The sequence below is a fragment of the Spiroplasma endosymbiont of Glossina fuscipes fuscipes genome, assembly GCF_049669535.1.
In the GTDB taxonomy this organism is placed as follows: Bacteria; Bacillota_I; Bacilli_A; order Mycoplasmatales; family Mycoplasmataceae; genus Spiroplasma.
The window spans coordinates 1,425,742-1,451,989 of the sequence record NZ_CP187162.1 but is presented as its reverse complement, the minus strand read 5'-3'; the positions used below and the strand labels follow the sequence as shown (position 1 = coordinate 1,451,989).

Below are 26,248 nucleotides of genomic sequence, written 5' to 3'. Positions count from 1 at the left end.
GTTAATTATGGAAATTTTAAATAAATATGTTCAATTAGATGATACGCTAGAATTAGAAAAGTATAAAAATAATGTTTTTATTTTGTTTCGTAGTGATTATATTATTCCTGGTAGTTATGATAGTTTTAAACGAGTTCCCAGAATAGTTGGATATTGACCAAAAGAAAAAAATGTTGAGTTATATAATCCAAAAACAAAAAGAATTGCAGCGGGTGCAATACTTTCAATGAGTGATGTAAAAGAAATTATGGAATCAAAGTCGTTCCAAAATTATTTTAAAAATTATGATATTTATTTATCAGCTTTTATAATAGAACAAAATGAAAAAAAATATTTTAATGCACAAGTAGTCAAAAATAGAATTGCACAAGAAAAAGATGAAAAATTAGCAAAGGAAAAAGAAAAAAATAATCAATATAAAATAATTTTAAATCAAAATGACAAAACAGTTACAGAAATTAATAATTTATGCTTACTTTTAGTAAATGAATTATTTCATAAAATATTTTGAGAATCAAATGCTGATAAAAATGGATATTTTAAATTATTTTCTTCAGTTCAAAAATTATTAGTTCAAAATCTAATGTGAATATTTTATAGTCACCCACGAATTAATAAATTACCACAGTTATCATTTTTAAAATCTAATATTTTTAAATATTGATATAATAATCTTTTTTGAGAGTGCTCATTGTATTATATTAATGAATTAAATTATGAACTCACTTCTTCTTTTAAACAAGAACTATTAATTAATTCTTTTTATAGTAAAATTTACTATTATTTTAATGAATTATTTTCAAATAATGATGTAAAACAAAAATTAAAAGATTCTTATAAAAGTTGAAAATTAAAAATTAGTAAACTAATTACTATTTGTAATAAATATGGTTATGAAGATGATGATTTTACTTTTAATAGTAAAGTATTAAATACACCTTCAGAAAAAGATGAACTTATTAATAGCCAATATATTGATGATTCATTTATTAAAAAAACTAAATATTTTGTGTATGAATTATCAAAATTAATTAAATGATATTTAATTTAAAAAATAATTTATAAATTATCCCAATTTATTTAAACTCCTGATACTATCTATCTGTGAAAGGAAAACACAAGTAATAAATTCATTTTTACATAAATTTATACTAAATATTAATATGCCAAAGATTATCGAAATTATTATATTATCTATTAAAATTAATGATATGTAATTTCCTAACAAGGATATTATTAATGTAGTTATTAAACTTACCAAATTAAATTTCATATTTATTGTGTTGTCTTTATTAAAAACATTTTAAGTAACTAAATTAAATATAATACAAAATGAAATTGAAAAGATATAGGAAATAGGTAAGATTAATGGTTTAATAAAAAATGAAAAGTATTCTAATGATAAAGATATTCATATTTAGATATAATGTTTCTTCTAATCATTAAATTAGTTAATAAAGGATATAAAAATACAATGAGAAATAATATAAACATACTTGTTACAATGTAACTTTTAGGAATTGTATTATTAATTCGTTTATTAAATTTGTGTTTGATTCAATTCTTCATCAAAAAACAATCCTTTCACTTATTGAACAATATGTTGTAGCATATTGTTTTTTTCTATAAGTATCCTATCCGGAGTGGTGCTTAAAGTCAAGAAACCACTTAGAATGAAATACAATATAATTTATAGAGGAAATTTATGAAAGCAAATAAATTAACTAATCTTAATTAGTTGTATGTTTTTTCTTTGTTTTCGGATAGGATACTCTTGCGAAAGTGAGGATCACATATGAATAAAAATATGATACCTAAAAATATTAAAGCATCTAAATTTCATTTTTGAAGAGGAATTAGTTGGATAGATGTTATTATTGCAATACTAGTCATTGGTTTTATTTCTTTAATGGTATGAGGATTACCATCATTATCAACTGCTGGGAAAATTATTATATCAATGCTTGCTGTTATGTTAACATTACCATTAATGTTTAATTGATTAGCTGGTTAAAAAGGATGATATGTTTTTATTTTTAATGTTTAAGTATGTTTTTATGCATAAAAAGTATAAAGAAAATACTAAAGATGATACTTTAGGATTAATTCCATATGAAAAATTAGTTGATAATGCAATTCAAACAAAACTCTTAGACAAAAAAATAAACTGAATAATAGGGATTAAATTAAAAGGATTCAATTTTTATCAATTATCATTAGAAAAACAATTAGTTTTAATTGAAGATTTGCAAATTGCTTTAAAGGGGTTGGATTTTCCAATTCAAATGATGGCAATTAATAGACCATCTGAATTTAAAGAACAAATTGTCTATTTAAATTCTATTTTGGATAAATTAAAACAGCAAAGAAAAAACAACAAAATAACATTAAAAATATTTAATGCGAAGAAATATCAGATTTTAAAACAAATTGAAATTCTTAAAAATGATATTAATGGAGAAAATAATATTTTATTTAATAAAGAATTTTATGTTTATGGAATTATTTCAAAAAAAGAAAATATTGAGTTAACTCAAGAAATTATGATAAATGAGTTATCTCGAGTAGGATTTGAAATTAAGCCATTAGATCGTTATGAACTTGTTAATTCATTAATATGAAGATTAAATCCAATTGCTGATGTAATTGACAATGAGATAGTTGATTCATACGAAGATAATATTGCAGAGTTAATTGCTCCTAAAACATTAAATATTATGTCTCGAAATTTAAAAGTAGATGATTTATATTTGTCTGTTAATGGAATATTAGATTATCCATTGTGAGTTAGAAATACTTGAGGTGCTGATATTGTTAGAAATGAACAAGTATTTATTTGAAATATTAATCATCAATTTAATTCAAAAGTTCGTAGGAACTTAGTTAAAGCTAGTCAAAATGCAAGAGCTAATTTATATGGAATAAAAGATGATATATCTAGAACTGAAATTGAATATGAAATAGAAAGTTACCAAAATTTAATAGATAGTTTATATGGAAATGCTGAAACATTAAAAGGTGTAGAAATTTTAGCAATTTCATACGCTGATAATTTAAAAGATTTGGGTCTAATAAAAAATCAGTTATCAAGATCATTAAAAACAATTGATATTAAAGACAATCCATTGATGTATCGTCAGAAAGATGCTTTGATTGATATTTGACCACAACATTATCGACCATTAAATTATCAATTATCTAGATTGATGCCAACATATACATTAGCTTCATCATTTCCTTTTATTGATGGAGGTTTAAGTGATAAAAATGGTATGTATTTTGGTAAAGATGTAAATAATGAAACAATTATTTTTAATCAGTTTTTTAAAGATAAAAATCGAACAAGTTTTAGTATTTTTATTGCCGGAGAACCAGGAAAAGGTAAAATATGAACTACTAAAAAGTTAATAAATTTTCATGCCTCAATTGGCAATAAAGTTGTTATTGTTGATGTTGAACGTGAATACAAAAAAGAATGTGACTATCATGGCGGAGAATGAATTAATTTAGGCGTTGATGGAATTAATCCACTTCAAATATTTAATAATGAATTAGGAGATGATTCTGAAACAGAGATTGATGCTGCGCCATTATCAACACATTTATCAATTTTTAAACAATGATTTAAAATGCTATATAAAGAATTAAATGAAAAAGAAGAACGAGTTTTATTAAGAGAAGTACAAAAAACTTATCAAAGATTTAATTTGTCTAATAACACTGATTTTGATAAATTAAAAACTACAGATTTTCCAACAATGTCAGATTTATATGATACTATAGTTGAAACATCAAAACATAATTTAGATTCAATATTACAAAACCTAAAAGAAATAATTGAATATGATTTTTTAAATGATGGAAGATATACAAAAATGTTTAATCGACATACATCCATTAAATTAGATAATGATTTTATTGTACTAGATATTCATTCATTATATGACGAGGGAGTTCCAGAAAAATTAACAGCTCAATTGTATTTAACTTTAGGAGTTATTAAAGGAGTAGTTAAGCAAAATCGAATTGATAAGTTAGAAAGAAACTTATTAATTGTTATTGATGAGGCTCATACTTGTGTTGATGCTAAAAACCCAGCAGCATTAGATTTTATGTTCCAAATGGTTAAACGTGATCGTAAATATAGAACAGGTTTAATTATTACTACGCAAAACTGAAGTGATATGACTGGAAACGGAGATCCAGAAATATTTAAAAAAGTTAGTGCATTATTAAGAGATTGCCAAGTTAAAATTTTAATGCCGATGGATCCTGATGATGTTGCGGGTGCTGAAGAAGCTTATGCAACTGCTGGTGGTTTTACAGATGCTTTAAAAAGTTTTTTAACTCATGCTGAGCAAAGGAATATGGTAATGTTTTTAACAAAAAATAACTTTATTTGTTTACATCGAGAAGTTACAGATGATGAAGTTATTGCGTTTGACAATAAAGGATTTATTATGCCGCAAGAACCTAAACGTGAATATAAGAAAAAAGAAATTATTACTGATGAAATGATAGAAGATAAACCATTAACTGGTAAAGATTATATGGATTATGATGATTCATGAATAATGAATTATGATCCAAGCAAACGCCCAAATTTAACAAATAAATAAAAAATATATGTGCATTTGCTTAATAACCAGATAGGATTTCTTGGGGTAAGCAATTACCCTAACCCTAATTTAAAAGTTGCCTTTTTTATTAAATATTTATTTACAATAATATAAATGTAGTTTAACTACATTTTTCTTTTTTATGTGCTTTTTATTATCTTTCGGATAGGATACCTTTGCGAAAGGAGAAAAAGTAATATGTCAGAAAATAAAAATTATAAATCATTTGAAATTATGACAAGTTCATTAATACTTTCTAAACCAGTTTTAGATAAAAAGGGTAACCAGTGAATTGTGTTAAAAGTAGATAACTTAATTCATCCTTATGGAACTATTACAATTGGATAGGTTCCAATAACTTGGACCATATTTATGTAGACTGTAAAAAATAAGCTAAAATTATTAGGAAAGCAGGAATATAAAAATGGCAAAAAAACCAGTACACCGATGAATTCAAGAAACAAATCGTAATGTTATATAAAAATGGTAAAAGTAATATTGAAATTGTTAACGAATATAAAATTTCAAAGGCAGTTCTTTATCAATGAGTAAAAAAATTGAGAATTCTGGTTCTTTTAAAGCTAAAGACAATCGCTCTGTTGAAGAAAATGAACTTATTCAGTTGCGAAAAGAAAACAAACAATTACGAATGGAAAATGATATTTTAAAGCAAGCAGTACTGATAATCGGCAAAAAGTAATATTAATTACTAACAATAAAGACAAATATTCAGTGAGGAAAATGTGTCAAATATTAAAGATAGCAAAATCAAAGTATTATTATCAAATTAATAAGAACACTAAAACTGAAATTAATATTTATGAAAATGAAGTTATCAGTGCATTTAAAGAAAGCTATAAAGTTTATGGTGCTAGAAAAATTAAAATTATTTTAGCAAGAAAGAACATTATTTTATCTCGACAAAAAATTAGAAGAATTATGGCAATAAATAATTTAGTATCAAAATATACTAAATTAAAATATCGCAATCATAAATCTCCTGTAAATAATGATCAAATTAGTAATATTCTAAATCGTGAGTTTAGTAATAAAAGACAAAATGAAGTTATTGTGAGCGATTTAACCTATGTTCAAGTTGGTTCAAAATGACATTATATTTGCTTACTAATTGATTTATTTAACCGTGAAGTAATTGGCTATAGCGCTGGAACAAATAAAACTGCTGAACTAGTTCAGCAGGCATTTTATAAAATAACACGACCACTAAATCAAATTAGGTTGTTTCATACAGATCGTGGTAATGAATTTAAAAATAAAATTATTGAAGAAATTTTATTAACATTTAATATTAAAAGATCATTAAGTGCAAAAGGTTGCCCTTACGATAACGCAGTAGCTGAAACAACCTATAAAGCTTTTAAAACTGAATTTATTAATGGTCGAAAATTTAAAAATTTAGAACAATTAAAGTTGGAACTATTTAATTTCATTAATTGATACAACAATATTCGAATTCATGGTAGTTTGAATTACTTAACTCCAGTTGAATTTAGAAATCAGAAGTCTACATAAAAAATGTCCTAAAAAGTGTTGCCATTTCATAAGCAATTTTTAAGTGAAAGTGGAATTATAGCTTATGATACTGATAAAGGAATTACTGGAACAAGTGCAGTTTTATTAAGTATAATTGTTGCTTTGTGATCTATTTTACCGCAAGTAATAGAATTACCTAATTATTTACAATTTTTAAAATGTGGTTTAGAAAATGTTGATTGAAAAAATAATTATGGAAATGCATTATTAATGTTAATTATTCCGTCTAGTGCTAGTTTTATTTATCAAAAAGCACCTAAAATTATTCCAAATGCAAAGATAAGATTATTAACTAATATTGCAACTAAAATTATTCCAGTTATTATTCTTACTATTTTTATTTGATTTATTTTAAAAATGAAAGCATATTTTAAAGCAAGAGAAAATGAAAAATCAATTAATATTGCTAAACATGCTGAAAATAAAAAATTAAAAATAGAAAAACAAAAAGAATTAATAGTTCAAAAACAAGCTTTAAAAATATTACGAGAGGAAAATAAAAAATATGGCAAAAAAACAAATTAAAAGAAATATTGAAAAAATGCGAATGGATAAAAATATTTGTTGGATGATAATTGATGGTAAAGAGTGTTTTAAAAAAGTAAGTAAAAATTGAAATGGTATTGGTGTTCCTGCTTGTGAAGAACATACTAAAATATTTCAAGAATTAATGAAAGAAACTTATGATTATGGTGTAAATAATAAAAAAGAATATTTAGATCAATATGAAAAAGGTTTTAAAGAAGGAATTGAAGAAGCTAGAACTGAAATTAAGAAAAAATACCCACAAGTTTACAAAAATTAAAATGATGGTAAGATGGTGACGATAGTTTTTGAAATTTTCTATAAAAAATAATGGAGGGATTAAAGTATGACAAACTTTAAATATGATTATAAAGAAAATATGACACAAGATGAAATTAATGCTTTATTAGAACAAAAAGAAAAGCAAGTATTATCTAGTGTTTTACCAAATGCAGAAACTCGTATTAAAACTGAAACAGAAAAACAATATGAAGAAAAAATTAATAGTTATCAGTCAAAAATAAGAGAATATGAGTTATCACAAGTACCACAAGAAAATCGTAAAATAGTTGAAGAATTATTAAATAGTGGTAAAGATATGGAATATATTAAAATTAATTTTAAAGATTTAGTTGAGAAAAAACCAATATTAGATATGAAAAATCTAATGAATGGTGGAATTCAAATTAAAGATGAAAATATGTTTATTGAAGAATTAACACAAAAAATTAAAACTAGTTTAGATGAAAATAAAGATATTCCTGTTAAGGAAAGAATTAAAAATTTAGTTCAAAAAGAATATCAGAAAGGAAAATAAAATATGGCATCAATTATAGGATTACATGAAGGATTTGTTATTGGTAATGGTGTAGCAAATCTAACAACAGAAGGACATTTATTATTATCAGCACAAGAAATGAGAGTTAAAGATATTTTATCAAACCCTGATTATTATACATTTCATCGTTTAACAGCAACAGCACAATCAAGTCCTAATATGGAAAGTGCTGATTATGCAGTAGCAATTTATACAATTCCAGAACGATTATTTTATGGAGATAGTGAGTGAAATCACGAAAAAGGAAACCCAAAACAAAATCAAAATGCTAAGCGTGGTCGTTTAGTAATTGATCATACTATTGGTTTAAAAACACAATGAAGACGATTTGATTTATCTCGTTTAAAAAATACTGATCCATCATTACGAGGTGAATTAGTAGCAAAATGAACAGGTTCAATTACAGAAAATATGATGTTTAATTTAGAATTATACTTTTTAAAAGGTGTAATTGATAATTATATTGCTCGTAGTAAATTTAATAAAGATTATGCTTTTGTTTATGATACAACTAAAATTAAAACTCAACAAGATGCCTTAGATTTAATGTATAAATTAGGACATCGTATGGCAGATGAAACAAGAAAAATTAATGCATCTCAAATTGGGACAAATACTAGTGATTGAGAAATGATTTGAGAACCACATTCATATTTAGATTTAACACGAGCATATACTCAATTAATTGGTGAAAATATTTCAGCAAATACAATGGTAACTGGTACTTTATTCCAAGATAAAGTTTTAGGTTATATGGTTTCTAAATCATTATGGCTTGGTCAAAATATTAAACCTTTACATGGTAAAACATCAGATGGACAATTAGAAATTAATTTACAAGGAATGAATAGAACTCGTGGCTTTGATTTATCTATTAATAATAAAATAGAAGCATTAGTTATTAATAGAGATAATGTCGCAATGATTACTATTTTTACTGAAAATATTAGTTATGTTGATAATGATACACAAGAACCTGCATTTACTAGTCGTGTATTATTTTCATTACCTGCTTTAACAAGACCTGAATTAGGTTTCTTAATTGTTAAAGAAATGTTTACAGAACAAGAACAAATGGATGCTATTGCTCGTATGTGAGATAATACAGATTCAACTGGTGATTCATGACAAAAATATAATGAATTTACTGGTGAATGAGAAAATGAATTAACTTATCAATTATTAGATTATGATCCAAATTATAAAGATTTTTATAATCCTACATTTAAAACTGCAATTCAAAATACTATTACTAATATTAATAATTTAGATGTAGATCAAACAGCATTAAATATGGATGTATCTAAAAAATATAATGAGTTTTTTGGAATTACTCCAACAACTCCTGACACAGCAGAAATTAAAAAATTATTTGATAAAATTTTAGATAATAATTTAACTACACCACAGAAAAAAACGAGTTTTAGCATTTATGCGTTCTATTATGATATTAAGTGATGGCAAAAATGATTATCCAATTCAAACAAATTCAGCAGGTATTTATTTACCAGTTAATGAAATTGTAAGTGGTAATATTTATTTACATATTAATGCAGGTATTATTGATAATCAAAATATTAATGATAAAAAAATATTAATTAAAGGTAATTCTAAAATAAATATTAGTGGAATTAATAAATTAGATAAACCTACTATTCATATTGCAGTCCCAACAAAAGCAACAGCTGAACAGTTAAAACCACAATTTAAAGATGTTGTTTTAAAAGCAGTAAAAGCAGTAAATAGTTCTTTAATTGAAAGTGATTTTGATTACTTTATTGAAAGTAAAGGTGAAGACTGACCAATTAATATTACAAATGATAAAACAGTTGCAGTTCAAATTGAAGGTAAAAACAACGCTACTGGTCAAACAAATCCGATTGATGTAGTAATTAAAAATTCATAGTATATAAAAAATAGGAATTAACCTATTTTTTATTTTTTATATTATTTACTGGATGTTTAATTATATTAATTCCTTTTTTAAGTTCTTTATAAAGATTAATTGTTTTTGGTTTTGATATTATTTTAGTATGTAAATTTTTATATCCTGTTTTTAAATTAGTAGCATATTCTCTTTGTTGATTTAATCAATTTTTATTATCGATATATTGTTTATTTTTATTTAATTTACTATCTTTTAAATTATAAAAATTAGTACTATATTTATTAATTTCTTTATTTAATTCTAATAGGTTTTTATTAATACGACTAGCTCTTAATTTAACATCTCCACTTGCTTTATTTTGTTTAGTATTTATTTGTCAATTTACATATTCTCTTAATTCACTGCGTAATCATACATGTAATCACATATTTCATAATACTGATCCTGCCCCAGTTCCATTTTTACCAGTTGCTGATTTCATTGCTTGTCATACTTGGATATGTACTTTTGGGTAAGTATATGGTCCATATCATCTTTTTTGTTTATCATTATCTGATTGAATTAAAATATTTAAATTACCTATTAATTTTTGTTTATTAGTTATTTGAAAAAATCCTTTTTTACATCAACTACTAGATAAGATAGTTCAATTACTTTCTGTTGGAGTTAATGATTTTACAATTTCTTTATATTTATTTTTATTTAAAAAACTAATATCTTTAAATAATTGTATTTCTAAACTACGAGGTATTTTTTTAAAAGATCATTTAAAACATTTGGATTTAAATAATATTGAATTTGTGCTAATTGATGTTCAATATCTTGAATACTTTGTAAAATTGCTTTTATTTTAGAATTACCATATTTTTCTAATAATTTTATAATTCTTAATGCTATTTTGGGGTTTTCTAAAATACTAGTAATTAATGTTAATAATTTTCACATTTTTTGACACTCTCCTTATGGTGATTATATAATGGGTGATGACAAAAAGAGGTGTAAAAATGCAAGATAAACAAGAAATAAATTTTAATGAATTAATTAATAAGCCTGAATATTTAAGTTATTTAGAAACAGGAAAATATAAAATATTGCAAGAACAAAAATATTATATTGATATTCCTTGAATTATTGCTAATAGAAAAGCGGCTCCGTTAACTATTGGGCAAGGCTTAATGTTTAATTGTGATAATGATGATACGCAAGATTGAATAGAAGAATGATATGAGAAAAACTATGTTTATTCAAAATTATATCAAAATGAATTAGCAAATAGTTTATACGGGCGTAGTGTAATGTATTTATTAAAAACAGAAACTGATGATTTAACGATTGATGTTGCCCCGATTGGTTCAAATGTTCGTATTGCTAAATATTTCGAAATAGAACAATATGCGGAAATGTGAATATTACCTGCACAATCTGATTATATGTGATATCAAAGAGTACAATTTTATCCTAGAAAAGCAAAAATAACTTACTATACAGCAAAAGATTTAGAAATTGGGGTATGACAAACTTATGGTGAATTAGAAAGTAAATTAAAACCAGTTTCTACAATGGAATATGATACTGGGATTGATATATTGCCTATTGTTGAATTTATTAATTTGCCTAAATTAGTGCATGGTACAAAAACAACAATAGATGCTATCCCTGATTGTTTACCTGTATTTAATTTAATTAAAGATATACAAGATAATATTTATTATAAAAGAATTGAAAGAATTATTAATCGTACTCATTTTGTAGGGCAAAAAGATACTACTCATTCACTTGTTGACAATGGTAAAGGTGATGAAGAATTAGTAAGTGCTGATGCTATTATTACTAGTACAGTTCAACAATATGCTATGACTGGTACTACTGGTGTTGGTTTAATTCATGCTCAACAAAATTATACTGAAATAACTATTGATAGTGATTATTCTATGAAAATGATATTTAATGGTGCAGGATATGATTATGATAATTTTACTGGTGAAACTTATACTAATAAAACTCAATCTTTAATGAATGGTAAAAATGATATTCAAACTACAAAAAATAAAAGAACATTAAGATTACCAAAATTATATCGATTATTTGATTATATATTTAGAGATTATAAAAAATGAGATAACTTAAATGATGATAATCCAAATAATGATAATGTTAGACCTTATACAATAGAATTTATAGATATTGATATTGTTGATGATATTACACAAGCTGATGTTATTGAAAAACGATTAAATAATGGAACTATTACTCATATTGAGGCAATTCATAAGCAAGATAAGGTGACAACTAAAAAAGCAAGAATGATGTATGAAGAAATTAAAACAGAGCAAAAAGAACAATTAGAGCAAGAAATGAGTTATATTGTTGATGATAATCAAACAAGAGAAGAAGATATTAAAGGAGATATACAATAATGCAATTACCTAATATTAATAGTATTTTTAAAAACTTAAATGAAAGAATAATGGATAATAGTGTTCGATTTGATTTAACTAAATTAGATATTGATATTAAAAGTAATTATTTCTTTTTCCCATTTATTATTAAAACTGGTTTAGTAAATATTACTGATAAAGGTTTTCAACCTAATAATGGAGTACCACAAAACTTTACACAAATGTCACAAATATTTACAGGTAAAGAGGGAATTATAGCACAATGAAAAAATGCAATTAAAATTAGATCTAGACATATCCCTGATATTTGAAATTATGATTTTTTACAAAAAGAAAAATATTGATTTGGAATAGCAACACTTTTTAGGACACTTTTTATATAGACTTCTGATTTCTAAATTCAACTGGAGTTAAGTAATTCAAACTACCATGAATTCGAATATTGTTGTATCAATTAATGAAATTAAATAGTTCCAACTTTAATTGTTCTAAATTTTTAAATTTTCGACCATTAATAAATTCAGTTTTAAAAGCTTTATAGGTTGTTTCAGCTACTGCGTTATCGTAAGGGCAACCTTTTGCACTTAATGATCTTTTAATATTAAATGTTAATAAAATTTCTTCAATAATTTTATTTTTAAATTCATTACCACGGTCTGTATGAAACAACCTAATTTGATTTAGTGGTCGTGTTATTTTATAAAATGCCTGCTGAACTAGTTCAGCAGTTTTATTTGTTCCAGCGCTATAGCCAATTACTTCACGGTTAAATAAATCAATTAGTAAGCAAATATAATGTCATTTTGAACCAACTTGAACATAGGTTAAATCGCTCACAATAACTTCATTTTGTCTTTTATTACTAAACTCACGATTTAGAATATTACTAATTTGATCATTATTTACAGGAGATTTATGATTGCGATATTTTAATTTAGTATATTTTGATACTAAATTATTTATTGCCATAATTCTTCTAATTTTTTGTCGAGATAAAATAATGTTCTTTCTTGCTAAAATAATTTTAATTTTTCTAGCACCATAAACTTTATAGCTTTCTTTAAATGCACTGATAACTTCATTTTCATAAATATTAATTTCAGTTTTAATGATCTTATTAATTTGATAATAATACTTTGATTTTGCTATCTTTAATATTTGACACATTTTCCTCACTGAATATTTGTCTTTATTGTTAGTAATTAATATTACTTTTTGCCGATTATCAGTGCTGCTTGCTTTAAAATATCATTTTCCATTCGTAATTGTTTGTTTTCTTTTCGCAACTGAATAAGTTCATTTTCTTCAACAGAGCGATTGTCTTTAGCTTTAAAAGAACCAGAATTCTCAAATTTTTTTACTCATTGATAAAGAACTGCCTTTGAAATTTTATATTCGTTAACAATTTCAATATTACTTTTACCATTTTTATATAACATTACGATTTGTTTCTTGAATTCATCGGTGTACTGGTTTTTTGCCATTTTTATATTCCTGCTTTCCTAATAATTTTAGCTTATTTTTTACAGTCTACATAAATATGGTCCAAGTTATTGTAACCTATCCAGAACAGAAATGTTATTAATTTTTGACTTATCTGTAATTAAATTATATAAAAATATAAATAATTGTAAACTATTTTTGTGCATCTTTCTTATAATCTAAGAATAAAGCTATAAAATAATTTTTTATAAGAAGACCATACATACGTTCAATTTTACCAACTCTAAAATAAATAAATTTTTTGGGATATGTATCAATTTTATAATCCATATGTTCTTTTAAGAAAAAAATAATATCTTGTGTTAAATTAAAAGGGATATTTGAATCTTTATCACTTATATAATTAAAACCCCCATATTCTCTTGGCATTTGTTTTCATTCTTGAATTGTATGTTGAGAAACTCTATATATTTTATCTAGTATTTTTTTATTTTCTTGCTTTTTTATATTATTTTTTAAAAATGTAAAATTAAAAAATGGTTTTTTAGACATATCCTTATCTGCTAAATAAAATTCTGGATTCTGCATAATTCTTTTGAAAAATATTCTTTAATTAATTCATCTTTAATTTCTTCATTTTCATTTGTTAATTGTCAAGGACCTTCATGAGATAAATTTACTAATTGATAAACTGAAAATTTAGAATAAAAATTAAATATTTTTTTAATAAATTTAATCTCTTCTTCATTAAAATGTTTAGAAAATTTATTTATAATTTTAATAATTTCATTGTCATTAATATCAATATAAATTTTATTATTTTTATTTTCTCTTAATCAATGATATATGTGTGGTATTACAGGACCATATTTTCATGCTTCAAATTTATCACTAATTAACTTTTTACCAAATTTGGCATAATAATTTCCATTTATAAAATATAATAATTTTTGAATTTCTAAATTTGATAATCGTACAATTTCTTCTTCATTAATATTATATGATTCTTGAATTTGTTTAAATTCAGAAAGCATTCAAATTATTAAATCTTTTGTTATTGTATTTTTTATTTTCTCCATATTTTCCACCCCTTATTAATATAATTATACAATAAAAAATGCTATAATTAAATAGCAAGTGATGTTGCGAGTTATTCTAGGTTCTACTTGCAAGTTTAAATAAAGAAAAGAAACCTTGCCAGTCAATAGTCTGTGCGATACTATAAATAAAAAAAGAGAAAATTGTTATTTTTCCTCTTTTTTTGTTTCTTTTTCGTATATTTTTAGAAAATTAATAGCTTCTTCACTATTGGTGAATTCAATTTCTATTTTAATTTTATTAGTTGCATAACTATTTTTAAAAGTACTCATTTTTATTACCTCTTTTCTTGATCGTCATCATCTTAACATGTTTTTTAAATAAGTGGTGGACAAATTTTATGGTGATGTTAAGATGGTGTCGTAAAATTAAAGAAAGGAAGATAAAATATGAGTTATGAAATTTTAATTGGTATTGGCGTTGGAATTGCTTTTGGTGGTATTTTAGGTTATAAAGGATTAGAACTTTTAATTAAAAAAGTAATGAAAAATAAACTTAAATTATCTACAAATAAAGTAGTAGGACAAGAAACATTAGATGCTATTCATTTAGGTTTAATTCAAACTGCTAATACTTTGGGTCTTGGTAATACAGAATGAGCACAAACATTAGAAACAAATAAACCTATTAGTGAAGATGAGTTTAATCAAATTGTTAAAGTACAAAGAGCCAAAAAATCAATTTCTAAAAAAGATATTAAGTTATCTAATAAAACAATTAAAGTCTAAAAAAAGACTTTTTTTGTTTATAATGGTGATGCAAAGAGGTGAAATTATGGCAGATATAACAAAATTAGAAAGTTTTAAATTAATAACATTAGAAGAGTTTAAAAATTGAGAGGGTTTTGATAAATTAGTAGCACAATATGGGAAAAAACTTTATGATGATAATATTTCAAATTATTTAATTGAGGGAATTACAAGAGCAAGTTTACAATTAGATAGTATTTGTGGTTATCGTTTAGAAACGGAGTTTCTTTTACTTGATCCAAATAGTGAAATTGATAAAAAACGCATTAATTATGTAAAAATTGCTTGTTGTTTACAAACTCAATATTTAATAAGAACTGGGATTGAATATTTTAGTGGTGGTGAAAATAGTAGTGATGGTGTCGCAAGTTATACATATCCTAGTAATATGAAAATTGAATTCTCCCCTGATGTTATAAGTTTATTAGAAAAAGCAAAGTTTTATAAATCACAAACTATAACTAAAATAAATCCTGATAATTATGGTTTTAAAAATGAATATCATACTTGATTTGGTCGCCCTGATACTAATCATAAAGATAGACCAATTATGTTAAGTGAAGCAGATGCTAAATATGTTTGAAAAAATAGTATATTTAGATCTAATACTTTATCTATTATTCCTTGAGTAGATACTGAAAAAAGTGGTATATGACAAATTGAAATATCACAAGAATTATTAGCAAAATATATTGATAATTATTTTAAAAATATTAAAATTGATAATAAATCAGTGATATATAATTCTAATAATGAATTATCAGTTCCATTTGATAATTATACAATTTATAATGAAAATGGTGTTTGAAAAACAAAACAAGGTGGTCAAATTCCATCAGATGTTATTAAAGATAGTGATTTAAATAAAGATTATATTGATAAAGTTAATAATAAATATATTGTAAAAACATCACAAGATATTAATACTAAACAAGATAAATTAGTAAGCGGTACAAATATTAAAACTATTAATGGTAATTCATTATTAGGTAATGGTGATATTTCAATTAGCGGTGGTAATGATTGAGAAGTAGTTGATATTAGTGATTTTATTCCAGATGGGTCACAATATTTTATTAAAGATTTTAATAAAACAAAATATCAATATAAATTATGAGCAATTTATAAGTATCAACAGAATATTACTTTAACTACAGCTATTGAAACACCCATAAATTATATTGGTGCTATTGAATGAACAAGATATATTCCAACACAAGATAATAATTTAATCGTAAGAAATATATCATTTGGAAATTTTGGTAAAGATATACTTCAAAATATAATACTTTATAGAAAATTGGTGAGTTAATTATTAAATTTAAAAAATAACCTTAATTGGTTATTTTTTATTTGTTTTTAATATAATTAAATTCTTTTTCCCATAAGTACTTTTATAATATTCTCAATATTCAGTTGATTTAATATTTATATCTTCAATATCTGATCCAGTAATATAATTACCTAATGGTGTTTTACAAGGCCTATTACCTTGTAAGGTTTTATAGCATAAAATATAGTTATTCATTATCTTTTTTCCTTTCATTTACAATATAATAATTAATAAAATGCTGTATTTTTTGACTATTAGTATATAATTCAGGTAATTCATTTCAAACTTTTTCTTGTTTTTCATTTAAATAAACATTAATATTACGAATTATTTTTTTTGCCATTTTATTTATCTCCTTTAAATAAATAATGTAGTTTGAATATTACTTAATCTTTGTTTTGATAATTTATAATATTTTTCATTAATTTCTATACCAATTCAACGCCGATTTAATTGTTCACAAGCAATAGCAGTTGTTCCACTCCCTAAAAAACAATCTAATATAATATCTCCAACTTTACTATGTTTATTAATTTGTAATTTAATTAAATTAATATCTTTAACAGTAGGGTGTTTAATTTCACCCGCATATTGATTATTACTATTAGTAATTTGATAAACAGTTTGCATATCTTGATTTCAAACATTACTATAAGAAATTGGTTTATTATAAATATATAAACATAATTCTTTATCTTTACGATATGCATTATTACTAGGTACATCATTTGTTTTTTTATAAATTATTAATTCAAACTTTAAATTATAATTTTCAATTTCAATTAAATATTTTTTTTAATTGTTGTTTTGATAAATAAATAATCATATTTGGTTTTTTACAAATTCGCATTCATTCTTTAAAATATGACTTTATATCAATATTATTTACAAATTCGCCCTCAAGAAATTCAATTTCTCTCTTTCTAATTTGATATTGAACATTTGATGTATTTGGGTTACTAATAATTCTTTTATTATATTCAATATGTTTTTCTTTATTTTCTAATTTTTTAGCAATATCAGGGTAAAGGTAAGGTGGATCAGTTAATATTAAATCAATACTTTTATCAGGTATTGTTTTTAATATTTCTAATGAATCACCAAGTATTAATTCACCTAAATTAGTTTTCATTATTTTTTACCATCATAATTAGCAATAATAATCGCATCTCGTAAATGATTACTTATTTTTTCATTATTATATTTTCAACCTTTACCATATTCATAAGTTAAATTAACATCTTTTCCAAATTCTCATAAACAATTATCATTATATTTACTTAAATTTTCCATATTTTTAACAACTGATTTAGTATGTTTTGGTGATACTCAATTAATACTATTTCAAAATTGTTTTTCAACAACACCTAATAATCTTAATAAATCATCGCGGTCTTTTGAACCATTAGCATTTGTATATAAGCAATTTTCAATATTTATAATTTCATTTTGATATAGATATTCTCAAATAATTTCAATAATATAAATAGCATGACATTTTCAATCTTTATTATCAAACAATTCTTTTCTAATAAGTTTATTATCTTCAAAAATAGCAATAGCGGTAGTACCAGTTCCTGATGGGTCAATACCAATTTTTATCAAGTTGCTCATTCTTCATCATTGTTATTAACTGCTGGTACTACATTTGATATATCTTCTTCTTTAACTACATTATCGTTTGTGTTCGCTATTTCTGTATAAGATGGGGTAATTTATATTATTTGATAATGGTTCATCGCTCATCTGCCCCTTATTTTTGACGACAGTAATATCATTATCAATATAAATCTTTTCATCATTAGTCGTAATAACGGCTTGATCTGATTTATATGCTTGTTGTAATTCAACAGACATAATACCTCATTTTCTTAATAAACTAGTTAATACTGTTTTTAATGCCATTTCATCAAAACTAGCAATATAAAATGATTTATTTTTAGCATAAGTTTTAGAGTATTTCATAAAATGATTTTCCATTTGTTCTTTTGTCATATATAAAGTTTTTTCAAAACCATTAACCATTTTAAAATATGCTACATAACCTATAATTGATAATTTTTCTCTTTCATCTTCATCTTGTATTCAATTAAAAGTAGTACCTTTTAAACGATCATAATTTACTAATTCACCATTTCTGACATCAGATACTGACATATCTAAATATTGACCACTTCTTTGTGCTAATTGAATATAACCTTTATAACCCATTTGAAATTGTGCTTGATTAACTCATTCTTGGATTTCACGACCATTAATAATTCTTGTTATTTTAGTATTATATGGAACGACATAAGCATAACCAAATTGCTTTTCCATAGGTAAATTTAATAAAACACCTTGATAACAAGCAGTCATAATTGTTGCAGGACTTGCTTTTTGTAATAAATCATTGCTGTTAGAAATAGCTACTAAATTACTTTTAAATCTAGCAATTTCACTTTCATTAGAAAATTTACTTTTAATTCATTGAGTTGCTTTTTCTTCTTTTAAAAAATCAATCATATTTGCCATATTTTAATCCTCCTTAATTATTTCTTCTAATTGGGTAATAATATTTATAAAACTTTTATATCAACCACCAAAATCCATATCTTCTGTTGTTTCTGCATCTTCGTAATAATCAATCTCATTTTTTAAAGTATCTATATCATCAATAATATTTTTTATTTCTCTTTTAGTATCTTCTAACATATTTATTTTTCTCCTTTATTTATTTTAAAATTAATACCTTTAACTCCAATAGTATTTACATCGGCATTACTATCTCATTGGTCTTTAATTTCATTTTTAACAATTTTTTCATCAATAATTAAATAATTTTTAATTAAATTAATAAGTTCTAATTTATCTGCATTTTGTAAAAAATCATCATTAATACCAATTAATTCAATATCTTTTACTAATAATTTTTCTTTAATTATATTAATACCAACTTTTTTTAATTGTTTTGAATCAAGTGATTTATCAATTTCTTCAATTTTTTCCATTACACGAACTTGTTCATCTTGAATTTGGTCTATGTCTAAACCCATATCAACAGTTAAATTATTTGCTTTTTCAATTAATTCTTGCTTTTTTAATTCTTGTTCTTTTAAAAACTCTTGTTGTTTTTGTTTGCGAGCTTGTGTCAAATTATTATTAATTTCAACTCTGTATCTTTCAATATAATTTCTATAATTAGTAATTATTTTACCAATTCTATTATGTTCATCTAATAATTTTTGAACAGGTTCTAATCATTCTTTAAAAACAAAATTATTTTTAGTAATAGCACTTGGAATATCTTTTAAATGAACATCTTGATAACCATTTAATGCATAATGATTAATATGTCTAAAAATATACTCAGTTAATTCTTGTTTATTTTCTTCTTTAATTTTTTGAATATTATACGCTAAAAGACTTGCATTTTTAAGGAAAAAATCATCTCCTTTTAATTGAAATGTAATATTATTTACTATATTTTTAACTACATCATTCATTATTTATCATCTTCAATCAATTTTTTTAAATCATTAATTACAACTTTTAACATTTTTCGATGAGTTGGACAAAAAATATAATTTTCATTATAACTTAGATATAATCCATCTTTTGAATGTTTCTTAATTCAATCTTTATTAGCATATTTACTCATTTTTTAATCATCCTTTCTAAAATAAGTATTAATCTTCATTTACAATATAATTATTTTTGGGTTTATCAAAATATAAATGAGTAAGATTATCAATTTCTTCAGGTGTTAATTTTTTCTTTTCAACTTCAATTTCATAACGATCCATAATTGCTAAACCATAATCTTTATAACAATCTGGATAATTATCAAACATTTCATTTAATAAATCTTTTAAATTCATAATTATTTATCTCCTTGTCATTTAATATTTTCATTTTCTAAATCAATAATAGTTGTTGACCATTTTTGTTTATTTTTAAACTCAGCAGTAATTTTTGCTTCTTCTAATGTATAAAAAAATGATGTTTGAAAAATATCTTCTTCACTAAAATTATCAAATCATCTCATTACTAATAAGTATCTTTTATTCATAATTTATCACCTCATAATCTCATTCTTCATCTTCTAAATAATCACTAATTAAACCTTTAGCCTCATCAATTTCATATCATTTCAAATTCAAGTCAAAATCTGTTGGCAACGAAACATTACCCACATATCGCTCTTCATTACCAAATTTAAGATATAAATTTAATTCTCAATTTTCATCATCATTATCAACTTGTGCATAAATAATATCTTTATTACTAATTTTTAATGCTTTATTATTAATTCATTTTTCATTTAAATAATCACTAATACAATATGACATTTTTTATTCCTCCTAATTTTGTTTACCTAATGCTCAATGTTCATCAGTCATATCTTCAAATGATACTGAATAACTTTTAAGCATTAATTCATTTAATTTATTAATAGTTTTTTTATTTAACTTTTTCATATATACCTCCTGTAATTTTTGGTAATTGTTGGTATATTAACTACAATGTTCTATAATTTGTAGTTACTTGTAGTTGTAAGTACCTCCTCATCAAGCCCCCACTAGTAGATTAATTAAGAAATCCTTGCCCAGTTCTTAAAAGTTCTTCAACCTCTACGCACACGATTTTATTTTTTTCTTGTTAATTAAAAGTTATGAATACAGCACTATCTGTTTATCTTAATCAAAGTTATTAATAATTTACAAAATCGCAAAAAAAAACAAGTTAACAGCTCTAATGATTTCATACCGGCAAAATGCCTTGCTGGGGAATCTTCCCTTAAAAAATATGTAATTGTAAATTAAATAATTGTAGAGCCAATATATTTAATTTTTAAAGTTGTTTTATTTCAAATAAAAAAACAACCCTTAATAAGAGTTGTTTTGTCCTACTTCATCCTTTATTCTACAATAAAAAAGATTTAGTTAGATACATTAGTAATCATAGGCGTGGCATTGAAAACCAAAAATTAGAATACAATATTGGAGTTTCAGCTGAAAGTGATATATCTTGATTTATTAAATCAACATTGGGTTATGGCGCAAAAGCATATGGATATAAAACATATAAAAACTTACTATACTTAAAATTAGCAAAAATAAATAAAATCAATGTAATAGCAAATATTAAAAAATTTTACACTTTTGAATAATTAAAATAAATTTAAAAATTTATTACTTTTTTGTCGTCCTATTAAAATAATGTGTTAATATAAATTTAACAAATAAAGAGGGGTTGTTTCATTTAGAAACAATAATTAATCCTTAAAAGAAAAAACCCGTATTCATTTTATTCACCCTATTATTTATTTGACTTTTAAGCAAAATTATAATATAATAATTATTGGTATTGTACCTTAGTCATCAAAATACCAGAGACAGCAACGGATTTTCTTAAATCTTAATTATGTTGCCGAGGCATTATTGATATATAGAACAACTATATGTTTTTATATTATTAAAATAATGTTTCAGGCAATTAATCTATTTGGTTAATTGTCTTTGTTTTATTGAATTATTATAGGGAGGCGAAGAATGAAGCCAGCAATGAAAATTAAAACAGCAGTTGTTAGTGAAATTGCTAATAACTTTAAAACTGCGAACTCAGCAGTTATTGTTGAATATCAAAAATTAACAGTTGCTGAATTTACAGAACTAAGAAGAATGCTTACAAAAGAAGATGTAAACATTAAAATATATAAAAATAACTTAGTGAGCTTGGCTGCCAAAGAAACGGGATTTGCAGAATTGGATCAATATTTAACAGGTCCTAATGCTTTTGCGTTTGGTGTAGGAGAACAGATGGCTGCCGCAAAAACTTTGGCAAAATTTGCAAAAAAACATCCAGCTTTGAAATTAAAAGCCGGAATTTATGAGGGTAAAGTCTTGGATACAAAAGCAATTATTGAAATTGCTTTATTACCAACAAAAGACGAATTACTTGCAATGTTTGCATCAAGCTTATTATACCCATTACTTATGTTCGCAATAGCAGGTAAAGAAATTGCTAAAGTGAAAAGTGAGTAATTAATTTATTCAATATTTTATAAAAATGTAATTCTTAACGAGGAGGAAAAATATTATGGCATTATCAAAAGATGATATTATTAAAGCATTAGAAGAAATGAAATTATCAGAATTAAATGAATTAGTAAAGGCAATTGAAGATCATTTTGGAGTTGTTGCTGCTGCAGCAGTTGCAGCAGCACCAGCAGAAGGCGGGGCAGCAGCCGGACCTTCAGAAGTTGATATTGTTTTAACAGATCCAGGAGCAAGTAAAGTTGCAATTATTAAATTAGTAAAAGAAATTACTGGAAAAGAATTAATGGAAGCGAAAGCAATTGTTGATAAACTACCAGCAGTAATTAAATCAAAAGTAAAATCTGAAGAAGCTGAACAAATTAAAGGACAATTAGTAGCAGCTGGTGCTTCAGTTGAACTTAAATAGTTTAATTTTATTAAAATAAAGCATGGGTACCCCTTTGCTTTTTTTTTTTTTTTTGTAAAATTATATTATGTATAAATGGGAGCGATAGAAATGTTAATAGATTTTTTATTTAATAGTAAATTTTATAAATTTATTATCTTAATGAATAATATTTTTTCATCAATAGCATTTTGAATTTTTATTTGTTTCAGTATTAGCATTTTTATTCGTATTACTTTTTTAAAAGCAAAATCTCTTAAAACTCTTAATAATAGTTTTAATAGAATTGAAATTATTGCTTTTATTTTTACTTTTATTAGTAATATTCTAATTTTAAGTGTTCTTAATATTCTTACACAGTTTTATCTAGTTTGAGTATCAGGGTCAACACTTGTTTTATTGAATATTATTTTTATTATTACAAAAACAAAATATTTTGATATTATTGTAATTTTTAATAAGATTATTGCTGTTTTCTTCTTAGTCGCTTTCGCCCCAATTATTTTTATCTTAATTCTTCAAACAATAGTGAAAACAAAACACCATTTATTTTATTTAATATTATGAGTGTTTTCGTATGTAGCCTTAATTGGTACTATCATTATTAATAACAATACAATAGAGTTAAAACAAATTTTTCGTCGTTTGTTTTTTGGTTTTATTTTAATTTTATTAATCTTAATTTTAAATTTTCAATTTATTGAAAATACAAAAGATATTAAATTGTCAACAATTTTTAGCAATATATTTATGTTTATTTTACTTTGAATTTGAGGTTGACATGTTGTGCTGATGAAAAGTAACGATTCAGAGGTTCAAAATGAAAAACAAAGTGAAGAGAATTTAAAGTTTTTTGTATTGGCAATTAAAAATGATACTTTAATAATGAATAAAACAATTAAATACACAACAATTATTCTTAATGGTTATAAGCAGGTTCTAACAATTTAATCTTTTATATTAATTTTTAATAAATTTATTATTTTAATAATTGTAACAATTCAATAAAAAGGAGTGAATAAAAATGAAAAAATTACTTTCTATTTTAGGAGTAACAACATTAACATCAACAAGCGTTTTTAGTGTAGCTGCTTGTTCAAAAGGAAAAGCAGGAATAAATAATGATTATTTTGATAGCGAAATTAATAAAATTGATCCAACAATTAGAAATCAGGTTAAATATACTAGTACAATTGCAAAAATTTTAATTGTTTCACGTCATGAGAATATGAATACATATGCTTTTCCAACTTTACAATATTTTTTAAATAATATTGGGAAAAATTTAAAAGGTACTTTTAAAACAAAAAGTGGAAAAGAAGTTCAAATCAAAGATTATGTTGAAGAATATAAGAAATTAAATAATATTTTTTATAATCCTTGAAGTGCAAGAAATACAAGTTATGAGCCAGAGCGAAATAATTATAATTTAATGTCTTCTCTTGTTGCAATGACAAATTTTGCAAAATGAAACACGAAAGAAAATGAAGGACACCCTAATAAAGATAAAGACCCGAAAACTAATCGTTATCCTGAATTTGAAGTAAATCAAAATTTAGGATGGGCTCAATATGATACTGGGGCGTTAGCAAACATCTTATCACAAAAGTCAGATTCAGTTAAGGCTTATATTCAGAGAACCAAAGGATGAAGTAATTATTATGATTCATCAACAGGACCATATGCGTCAAATATTCTGTATCATAACTCCTTGAGTAATCCACCAACTACATCAGAATTTTCATATAAAGATGGTGGAACAGAAACTGAATTTGGAAAAGCAATCGCGAACCAGTCAAGTTCGTTATATAACTTGTTTGGTTTAAAATATTTTGATGAAGCAATTACAATGTTAGGGCAATTTGGACCAGGTTTAGAATTACAAGTTTCATATTCTTTAGCACAATTATTGCCAATTGTTCAAAATAATCGTTATGGTGAAAAAACGGCAGGGATTTTCTTAGCTGCTCCTTTTGTTATTTTAAATACCATTAAAGGTGAATTATTTGATTCTAGTACTGGAAAAGTTAAAGATGGTAGTCCATTGTTAGAAGTATTTGATCGTGATACGATTGATAAGACAATGCTAAAAGTTGAAGCACAAAGTGATGGCGAGGTTGATAATCCTACTAAAACGATTGAAAATATGAATTTATATGATATTTTATCAAGTCCTGTTATGGGAACAGCAATGAAAGTTATTACAAGCCAAGCACCACAATATTTGGATTTAACAAGTAGTAATAAAGATCACAAAAATGCCTTTTTAAAATGATACTCAGTATTAGGCAATTGATTCACAGCAGCTTTAGCAAAAGAAGGCTCAAAATTTGATGTAAAAAAATTTAATACAGTAATGTCAAAAACAGTTTATAAAGGTCTTGAAGGATTACAAAAGATAATAGGATTGTTTTCAGAAGACACTGTTGTTGCCTTAATGCGAACATTATTACAAATGTTAAATTCAAGCAATTTTGATATGTTTAATTTATTAAAAGGTGTTGCTGGATTTGCAAACTGATTCTATACTAGTGATGATGAGGGACATTATAATTTAAATGTTGAAAATGTTCAGAAGATTGATGATGTTTACAATAAAGGTCCTGAGAAAGCTGGTTATAGTGATGATTTAATGGCTGTTGATAAAAAAAGTGAATATGCTAAATTTATTTTAGAGAACTATGGTTTTGATGAACAAACAAACCAATATAAATCAGGGTCATTATTTGATATGATTAATACTTGATCACATGGGGGGAATAACACTTATCCTGACCATGAAGCCATGCATAAATTTATTACTCAAATTTTAGATTCGCAAAATGGTTATATTGGAGTACTAACAAACCAAATTAATCAAGTTATGGCGGATGATTGATTTGATAATATCTTTTTGGATCGAAAATGATATATTACAGCTTCTGGTAAAGGTGCTGATGGAAAAACATTAGGGGCAGTAATAACTGACGGACGCGTAACGGGAGTTAGATATCAGTTAGACTATTACGGTCCAAAAGACGCTTCAACCAAGTTAGCTCGTCATACGAAACCGTTAGGATATAGTGATCCAGCATCAGGAAATTCACCAGAATATGTTGCACAACAAAATGACCCAACAAAACGTCATAATATTGCGCCCGAAGGGCAAACATGAGCTGACCAAGACTGATTTGATTATGATGGGTTAGGGGATACTTATTTAGAAAATAGTGAAAATATTAAATATAGTTATGTTGTTGAATTTGATAATCAGGCCCGCTTTTTATACAATCCAGGAATTAAAGATGATTTGACAAAGAATTCATATTTATTAAGTGATTTTGCCTGATATTATAACAGCACACGTTACTATTAGTAGTTAAACGAAAGAAGGAGA

General features: G+C 24.3%; 35 protein-coding genes, 1 pseudogene and 1 other annotated feature. Of the genes and pseudogenes, 18 read left to right on the top strand and 18 right to left on the bottom strand.

What is annotated here, in order from left to right; translation table 4 throughout:
- Positions 1-7: 7 nt before the first annotated feature.
- The 10 genes and pseudogenes from ACOBWH_RS08720 to ACOBWH_RS08675 all read left to right on the top strand — a co-directional run bounded on the left by ACOBWH_RS08720 (position 8) and on the right by ACOBWH_RS08675 (position 9,442).
- Positions 8-1,051 (top strand): hypothetical protein, encoded by a 1,044-nt coding sequence (locus ACOBWH_RS08720; protein ID WP_424526510.1) that lies wholly within the window; start codon positions 8-10, stop codon positions 1,049-1,051.
- 744 nt (positions 1,052-1,795) lie between these two features.
- Positions 1,796-2,014: a hypothetical protein gene (locus ACOBWH_RS08715; protein WP_424526509.1), complete on the top strand. Its 219-nt coding sequence runs from the start codon at positions 1,796-1,798 to the stop codon at positions 2,012-2,014.
- Positions 2,015-2,057: 43 nt separating this feature from the next.
- A complete protein-coding gene (locus ACOBWH_RS08710; protein WP_424526508.1) occupies positions 2,058-4,619 on the top strand; it encodes an Mbov_0397 family ICE element conjugal transfer ATPase in 2,562 nt (853 codons plus the stop codon).
- A 198-nt stretch (positions 4,620-4,817) separates the two neighbouring features.
- The gene (locus ACOBWH_RS08705) at positions 4,818-4,967 is read left to right on the top strand and encodes a hypothetical protein (protein WP_424526507.1); all 150 of its coding nucleotides are present in this window, start codon (positions 4,818-4,820) and stop codon (positions 4,965-4,967) included.
- A gap of 122 nt (positions 4,968-5,089) precedes the next feature.
- Positions 5,090-6,152 (top strand): annotated as a pseudogene (locus ACOBWH_RS08700) (IS3 family transposase).
- Between the two features lie 15 nt (positions 6,153-6,167).
- Complete coding sequence (locus ACOBWH_RS08695; RefSeq protein ID WP_424526506.1) at positions 6,168-6,698, top strand: hypothetical protein; 531 nt, start codon at positions 6,168-6,170, stop codon at positions 6,696-6,698.
- Positions 6,679-6,978 (top strand): hypothetical protein, encoded by a 300-nt coding sequence (locus tag ACOBWH_RS08690; RefSeq protein WP_424525748.1) that lies wholly within the window; start codon positions 6,679-6,681, stop codon positions 6,976-6,978. The genes ACOBWH_RS08695 and ACOBWH_RS08690 overlap by 20 nt, the downstream gene beginning before the upstream one ends.
- A gap of 66 nt (positions 6,979-7,044) precedes the next feature.
- Complete coding sequence (locus tag ACOBWH_RS08685) at positions 7,045-7,515, top strand: hypothetical protein (protein WP_424526505.1); 471 nt, start codon at positions 7,045-7,047, stop codon at positions 7,513-7,515.
- Between the two features lie 3 nt (positions 7,516-7,518).
- Positions 7,519-9,051 (top strand): hypothetical protein, encoded by a 1,533-nt coding sequence (locus ACOBWH_RS08680; protein ID WP_424526504.1) that lies wholly within the window; start codon positions 7,519-7,521, stop codon positions 9,049-9,051.
- Positions 8,981-9,442 carry a hypothetical protein gene (locus tag ACOBWH_RS08675; protein ID WP_424526503.1) on the top strand — a complete coding sequence of 154 codons (462 nt, stop codon included), beginning with the start codon at positions 8,981-8,983 and terminating at the stop codon, positions 9,440-9,442. Before ACOBWH_RS08680 ends, ACOBWH_RS08675 begins: the two co-directional genes overlap by 71 nt.
- Positions 9,443-9,464: 22 nt before the next feature.
- On the opposite strand, the gene ACOBWH_RS08670 is transcribed toward ACOBWH_RS08675, so the two are convergent.
- Entirely contained in the window at positions 9,465-9,905 is a 441-nt protein-coding gene (locus ACOBWH_RS08670) for a hypothetical protein (RefSeq protein WP_424526502.1), read from the bottom strand.
- 254 nt (positions 9,906-10,159) lie between these two features.
- Positions 10,160-10,369 (bottom strand): hypothetical protein, encoded by a 210-nt coding sequence (locus ACOBWH_RS08665; protein ID WP_424526501.1) that lies wholly within the window; start codon positions 10,367-10,369, stop codon positions 10,160-10,162.
- 59 nt (positions 10,370-10,428) lie between these two features.
- Between ACOBWH_RS08665 and ACOBWH_RS08660 the strand changes: the two genes are divergently transcribed.
- Positions 10,429-11,841, top strand: coding sequence for a hypothetical protein (locus ACOBWH_RS08660; protein WP_424526500.1), 1,413 nt, complete (start codon positions 10,429-10,431; stop codon positions 11,839-11,841).
- On the top strand, positions 11,841-12,206 hold the full coding sequence (locus tag ACOBWH_RS08655; protein WP_424526499.1) for a hypothetical protein: 366 nt from the start codon (positions 11,841-11,843) through the stop codon (positions 12,204-12,206). The genes ACOBWH_RS08660 and ACOBWH_RS08655 overlap by 1 nt, the downstream gene beginning before the upstream one ends.
- On the opposite strand, the gene ACOBWH_RS08650 is transcribed toward ACOBWH_RS08655, so the two are convergent.
- The 4 genes from ACOBWH_RS08650 to ACOBWH_RS08635 form a co-directional block, all read right to left on the bottom strand.
- Positions 12,199-13,307 (bottom strand): IS3 family transposase gene (locus ACOBWH_RS08650; protein ID WP_424526498.1). Its coding sequence is split into 2 segments (ribosomal slippage): positions 12,199-13,067 and positions 13,067-13,307, totalling 1,110 coding nucleotides; the frame shifts between segments, so codons are not numbered across the junction. The two genes, ACOBWH_RS08655 and ACOBWH_RS08650, sit on opposite strands and share 8 nt — an antisense overlap.
- Positions 13,308-13,458: 151 nt before the next feature.
- Entirely contained in the window at positions 13,459-13,818 is a 360-nt protein-coding gene (locus tag ACOBWH_RS08645) for a hypothetical protein (RefSeq protein WP_424526497.1), read from the bottom strand.
- Positions 13,819-13,829: 11 nt separating this feature from the next.
- Positions 13,830-14,345, bottom strand: coding sequence for a Panacea domain-containing protein (locus ACOBWH_RS08640; protein ID WP_424526496.1), 516 nt, complete (start codon positions 14,343-14,345; stop codon positions 13,830-13,832).
- Positions 14,346-14,510: 165 nt separating this feature from the next.
- Entirely contained in the window at positions 14,511-14,636 is a 126-nt protein-coding gene (locus ACOBWH_RS08635) for a hypothetical protein (RefSeq protein ID WP_424526495.1), read from the bottom strand.
- A 117-nt stretch (positions 14,637-14,753) separates the two neighbouring features.
- Here ACOBWH_RS08635 and ACOBWH_RS08630 point away from each other — a divergent pair, with 117 nt between their 5' ends.
- The gene (locus ACOBWH_RS08630; protein WP_424526376.1) at positions 14,754-15,092 is read left to right on the top strand and encodes a hypothetical protein; all 339 of its coding nucleotides are present in this window, start codon (positions 14,754-14,756) and stop codon (positions 15,090-15,092) included.
- A 46-nt stretch (positions 15,093-15,138) separates the two neighbouring features.
- The gene (locus ACOBWH_RS08625; protein WP_424526494.1) at positions 15,139-16,425 is read left to right on the top strand and encodes a hypothetical protein; all 1,287 of its coding nucleotides are present in this window, start codon (positions 15,139-15,141) and stop codon (positions 16,423-16,425) included.
- Positions 16,426-16,455: 30 nt separating this feature from the next.
- On the opposite strand, the gene ACOBWH_RS08620 is transcribed toward ACOBWH_RS08625, so the two are convergent.
- The 12 genes from ACOBWH_RS08620 to ACOBWH_RS08565 all read right to left on the bottom strand — a co-directional run bounded on the left by ACOBWH_RS08620 (position 16,456) and on the right by ACOBWH_RS08565 (position 20,777).
- The gene (locus tag ACOBWH_RS08620; protein WP_424526493.1) at positions 16,456-16,641 is read right to left on the bottom strand and encodes a hypothetical protein; all 186 of its coding nucleotides are present in this window, start codon (positions 16,639-16,641) and stop codon (positions 16,456-16,458) included.
- Entirely contained in the window at positions 16,634-16,789 is a 156-nt protein-coding gene (locus ACOBWH_RS08615; RefSeq protein WP_424526492.1) for a hypothetical protein, read from the bottom strand. The genes ACOBWH_RS08620 and ACOBWH_RS08615 overlap by 8 nt, the downstream gene beginning before the upstream one ends.
- 14 nt (positions 16,790-16,803) lie before the next feature.
- Positions 16,804-17,076 carry a DNA methyltransferase gene (locus tag ACOBWH_RS08610; RefSeq protein WP_424526491.1) on the bottom strand — a complete coding sequence of 91 codons (273 nt, stop codon included), beginning with the start codon at positions 17,074-17,076 and terminating at the stop codon, positions 16,804-16,806.
- A gap of 133 nt (positions 17,077-17,209) precedes the next feature.
- Complete coding sequence (locus ACOBWH_RS08605) at positions 17,210-17,578, bottom strand: hypothetical protein (protein ID WP_424526490.1); 369 nt, start codon at positions 17,576-17,578, stop codon at positions 17,210-17,212.
- On the bottom strand, positions 17,578-18,060 hold the full coding sequence (locus ACOBWH_RS08600; RefSeq protein ID WP_424526489.1) for a hypothetical protein: 483 nt from the start codon (positions 18,058-18,060) through the stop codon (positions 17,578-17,580). Before ACOBWH_RS08600 ends, ACOBWH_RS08605 begins: the two co-directional genes overlap by 1 nt.
- 60 nt (positions 18,061-18,120) lie before the next feature.
- On the bottom strand, positions 18,121-18,960 hold the full coding sequence (locus ACOBWH_RS08595) for a recombinase RecT (protein ID WP_424526488.1): 840 nt from the start codon (positions 18,958-18,960) through the stop codon (positions 18,121-18,123).
- A gap of 3 nt (positions 18,961-18,963) precedes the next feature.
- A complete protein-coding gene (locus tag ACOBWH_RS08590; RefSeq protein ID WP_424526487.1) occupies positions 18,964-19,140 on the bottom strand; it encodes a hypothetical protein in 177 nt (58 codons plus the stop codon).
- Between the two features lie 2 nt (positions 19,141-19,142).
- Entirely contained in the window at positions 19,143-19,931 is a 789-nt protein-coding gene (locus tag ACOBWH_RS08585) for a hypothetical protein (RefSeq protein ID WP_424526486.1), read from the bottom strand.
- Entirely contained in the window at positions 19,931-20,086 is a 156-nt protein-coding gene (locus tag ACOBWH_RS08580; protein WP_424526485.1) for a hypothetical protein, read from the bottom strand. Before ACOBWH_RS08580 ends, ACOBWH_RS08585 begins: the two co-directional genes overlap by 1 nt.
- Positions 20,087-20,114: 28 nt before the next feature.
- Positions 20,115-20,306, bottom strand: coding sequence for a hypothetical protein (locus ACOBWH_RS08575; protein ID WP_424525577.1), 192 nt, complete (start codon positions 20,304-20,306; stop codon positions 20,115-20,117).
- 2 nt (positions 20,307-20,308) lie between these two features.
- Positions 20,309-20,497, bottom strand: coding sequence for a hypothetical protein (locus tag ACOBWH_RS08570; RefSeq protein WP_424526484.1), 189 nt, complete (start codon positions 20,495-20,497; stop codon positions 20,309-20,311).
- On the bottom strand, positions 20,490-20,777 hold the full coding sequence (locus ACOBWH_RS08565) for a hypothetical protein (protein ID WP_424526483.1): 288 nt from the start codon (positions 20,775-20,777) through the stop codon (positions 20,490-20,492). The genes ACOBWH_RS08570 and ACOBWH_RS08565 overlap by 8 nt, the downstream gene beginning before the upstream one ends.
- 1,022 nt (positions 20,778-21,799) lie before the next feature.
- Positions 21,800-21,907 (top strand) — a sequence feature (ribosomal protein L10 leader region).
- 73 nt (positions 21,908-21,980) lie between these two features.
- Here ACOBWH_RS08565 and rplJ point away from each other — a divergent pair.
- From rplJ to ACOBWH_RS08545, 4 genes are all read left to right on the top strand, one after another.
- Entirely contained in the window at positions 21,981-22,472 is a 492-nt protein-coding gene (gene rplJ / locus ACOBWH_RS08560) for a 50S ribosomal protein L10 (RefSeq protein ID WP_424526482.1), read from the top strand.
- 55 nt (positions 22,473-22,527) lie between these two features.
- Positions 22,528-22,893, top strand: coding sequence for a 50S ribosomal protein L7/L12 (rplL, locus tag ACOBWH_RS08555; RefSeq protein WP_424526481.1), 366 nt, complete (start codon positions 22,528-22,530; stop codon positions 22,891-22,893).
- A gap of 90 nt (positions 22,894-22,983) precedes the next feature.
- Complete coding sequence (locus tag ACOBWH_RS08550; protein WP_424526480.1) at positions 22,984-23,823, top strand: hypothetical protein; 840 nt, start codon at positions 22,984-22,986, stop codon at positions 23,821-23,823.
- Between the two features lie 73 nt (positions 23,824-23,896).
- Positions 23,897-26,227: a lipoprotein gene (locus ACOBWH_RS08545; RefSeq protein WP_424526479.1), complete on the top strand. Its 2,331-nt coding sequence runs from the start codon at positions 23,897-23,899 to the stop codon at positions 26,225-26,227.
- Positions 26,228-26,248: the final 21 nt, after the last annotated feature.